The organism is Nocardia sp. NPDC056564 (assembly GCF_042793755.1).
In the GTDB taxonomy this organism is placed as follows: Bacteria; Actinomycetota; Actinomycetes; order Mycobacteriales; family Mycobacteriaceae; genus Nocardia.
Map to the genome: position 1 here is coordinate 1 of NZ_JBHTUR010000019.1, position 3,414 is coordinate 3,414.

Consider the following 3,414-nt stretch of genomic DNA (forward strand, 5'->3'; position numbering starts at 1 on the left):
CCGCGACCAGCACGCGGCGGGCGCACCCGACCACCACGACGGCGCAGCCGACGGGCGACGCGAAACCGGCCGACGCCACCGTCGAGGTGAACACCATGAAGTTCGCCCCCGCCGAGCTGACGATCAAGGCCGGAGACACCGTCACCTGGCACTTCAAGGACAAGGCCCCGCACACCGTGCAGGGCATCGGCGACAAGGCCATGGGCCTCAACAGCCCGATCATCGATAAGGGCGACTGGAGCTACACCTTCACCGTCCCCGGCACCTTCCGCTACCTCTGCTCCCTGCACCCGGAAATGCGCGGCACCATCACCGTCCAGTAGCCGCCGCGGCCGACGCAACGCCGAACCGAGCGTCACCTCCGCCAAGGCCCGCCGGCCACGGCGAGCAGACACGTCGGCGCACCGAACGGGAGATGCCCGCGCCAACCGACGAGTAGACACTCGATCAGGTCCCGCCGGCCGCCGCGAGCAGACGATCTCACACACCGAACGGGACATCGCCGCGCCAACCAACGAGTAACCACTCGAACAAGTCCCCCCGACCACAGCGAACAGACGATCTCACACACCGAACGGGACATCGCCGCGCCAACCAACGAGTAACCACTCGAACAAGTCCCACCGACCACAGCGAACAGACGACCTCACACACCGAACGGGACATCGCCGCACCAACCACGAGTAGACACTCGAACAAATCCCACCGACCACAGCGAGCAGACGATGTCACACACCGAACGGGACATGGCCGTGCCAACCAACGAGTAGCCACTCGAACAAGTCCCACCGGCCACAGCGAACAGACGATCTCACACACCGAACGGGACGTGGGCGCGCCGACCAACGAGTAGACGCTCGATCAGGTCCCACCGGCCACAGCGAGCAGACGATCTCACGCGCCGAAGGGGACATCGCGCGCCGACCAACGGGTAAACGCTTGGCCGGAGCCGTTCGATGGTGCCGCGCGTCAGACCGGGCGGTACTGGCGGGTGCGGGAGCTGCTGGCCGAGCTGGTGTTGAGGGCTTCGACGGCCGCGACGAGCGGGGCCAGTTCGGGGTCGGCGGCGGCTTGGCCGAGGGCACTGGACAGGGCGTCGTCGTGCGTCGGGCGAGCCTGCGCCAGCAGGGCCAGGCCCGGCGGGGTGACGTCGGTGTAGATGCCGCGGCGATCGTCGGGGCACAGGTAGCGCTGGAGCAGACCGCGGTCCTCCAGCCGGGTGACCAGCCGGGTCGTCGCGCTCTGACTCAACACCACGGCCTCGGCGACCTGGTTCATCCGCAGGTGCCCGCCCGGCCCGTCGTGCTGGCGGCTGAGCACGACCAGCAGCGAATACTCGCGGACGCTCAGGTCGTGCCCGGTCTGTAGCGCCCGTTCGATGTGCGCCTCGATCCGATCGTGCAGCAGCGACAGGGCGTACCAGCCATCGGCCAGGCCGGTCAGGGCGGCATCCGCGGTCATCGCGTTCCTTCCGCGTAGAGGTTGTCCCTCCAGGATAGATGAGCATCGCAATAGCCAGCGCTTGCAATTAACACGCGTCTGCAATTATTGTTAACGCCCGTAAGAATCAGGCGCAACTTCCCGTGGAGGCCCACGCTCATGCCGCTCGCACTCCTCGCCCTGACGCTCGGGGCATTCGGAATCGGCACCACCGAATTCGTCGTCGTCGGGCTGCTCCCCGACATCGCCGGTACCTACGCGGTATCCATCCCCACCGCTGGACTGCTGGTCACCGGGTACGCACTCGGCGTGGTGGTCGGCGCACCGCTGATGACCGGGCTCGGCACCCGGATCTCGCGCAAGCGCATGCTGATCGGCATGCTCGTGCTCCTGGTGGCCGGCAACGTACTGTCCGCTGTCGCACCGACTTTCGGCCTGATGCTGACCGGACGGATCGTCGCCTCGCTGGCGCACGGCGCGTTCTTCGGCATCGGCGCGGTCGTCGCGGGCGCCGTGGTCCGCCCGGACAAACGCGCGGGCGCGATCGCGATCATGTTCACCGGACTGACCGTGGCCACCATGGTCGGCGTCCCGTTCGGCACCCTGCTCGGCCAGCAATTCGGCTGGCGGCTGACCTTTTTGATCGTCGCGCTGGTCGGCCTGATCGGCCTGATCGGCGTCGCCCTGCTGGTCCCGGAGCAGCCGGCCCCGCAGGACGCGCGGCTGCGCACCGAACTCGCCGTCTTCCGGAACCCGCAGGTGCTGCTCGCGATGGCCATGACCGTGCTCGGCTTCGGCGGTGTCTTCGCCGCGATCACCTATCTCGCGCCGATGATGACCGAGGTCACCGGCTTCGCGGACAGCTCGGTCACCTGGCTGCTCGTCCTGTTCGGCGTCGGCTTCTTCGCGGGCAACCTGATCGGCGGCAAGTTCGCCGACCGGCACCTGATGCCGATGCTCTACCTGTCCCTCGGCGGGCTGGCCGTGGTGCTCGCGCTGTTCACCCTCACCGCGCACAACAAGGTCGCCGCCGCGATCACCGTCGTCCTGATCGGCGCCCTCGGCTTCGCCACCGTCCCGCCGCTGCAGAAGCGCGTACTCGACCAGGCCGCCGGCGCACCGACTTTGGCGTCCGCCGTCAACATCGGCGCCTTCAACCTCGGCAACGCCATCTCCGCCTGGCTGGGCGGCCTCGTCATCGCGGCCGGCCTCGGCTACACCGCCCCCAACTGGGTCGGCGTCGCCCTGGTCCTCATCGCCCTCGCCCTAGCCGTCTGGTCCGGCGCCCTCGAACGCCGCTCACCCGCCCAATCCCCCACCACCCCAACCGAACCCCACCTAGCCACCGCCCACCCCTGACCCCCACATCCGAACCGCCAACATCCTCCCCGCCCATTGCCCACACCCCGCAACCCACCCCACACCAATCCCCTCCAGCCAAAGGCCCGCACCCCCGCCCGAGACCCACAACAAACGCGACTACCCCCTCTGACAACCACAACAAACGCGACCACCCCCTGACAACCACAACAGACACGACCACCAGCAACAAATAGAGCCCCCACCTCACCCAAACATGCCCGCCCAGTACACAACTCAACGAGCCCCAGCACCCTGCCGCAACAATCCCCATCCAACGACCAGACCGGCGCCAACAGGGCACCACCAAGCCACTACTCACACTTCGCCACAACCACGTCCCACTCGGCAAACAGCCGAGCACCGCGCGAGACACCACCAAGCCAGCTCCAGCACTCCGCCACAACCACATCCCACCTACACCCAGCAAACATCCAACGGGACTTCACCGAGCCAGGCCTCGCACGTCGCCACAACGACCTGCCCCACCCAGTAGGCATCTCAGCCCCGAACGGGCACCACCAAACCTGCCCTTCTCGCTTCCCCTTAACCATGCCCCACCCGACCGCCAACACAGCACCCAACGGGACACCACCGAGCCAGTACTCACACTTC

General features: G+C 67.5%; 3 protein-coding genes. 2 read left to right on the plus strand and 1 reads right to left on the minus strand.

What is annotated here, in order from left to right; genetic code table 11:
- Positions 1-323 (plus strand): plastocyanin/azurin family copper-binding protein (locus tag ACFQ9K_RS34625; RefSeq protein WP_378984090.1); only part of this gene is annotated, 323 nt, incomplete at its 5' end.
- Positions 324-969: 646 nt separating this feature from the next.
- Here the strand turns inward: ACFQ9K_RS34625 and ACFQ9K_RS34630 are convergent.
- The gene (locus ACFQ9K_RS34630; RefSeq protein ID WP_378718122.1) at positions 970-1,461 is read right to left on the minus strand and encodes a MarR family winged helix-turn-helix transcriptional regulator; all 492 of its coding nucleotides are present in this window, start codon (positions 1,459-1,461) and stop codon (positions 970-972) included.
- A 138-nt stretch (positions 1,462-1,599) separates the two neighbouring features.
- On the opposite strand from ACFQ9K_RS34630, the gene ACFQ9K_RS34635 reads away from it, so the two are divergent.
- Positions 1,600-2,799 carry an MFS transporter gene (locus ACFQ9K_RS34635; protein ID WP_378718123.1) on the plus strand — a complete coding sequence of 400 codons (1,200 nt, stop codon included), beginning with the start codon at positions 1,600-1,602 and terminating at the stop codon, positions 2,797-2,799.
- Positions 2,800-3,414: the final 615 nt, after the last annotated feature.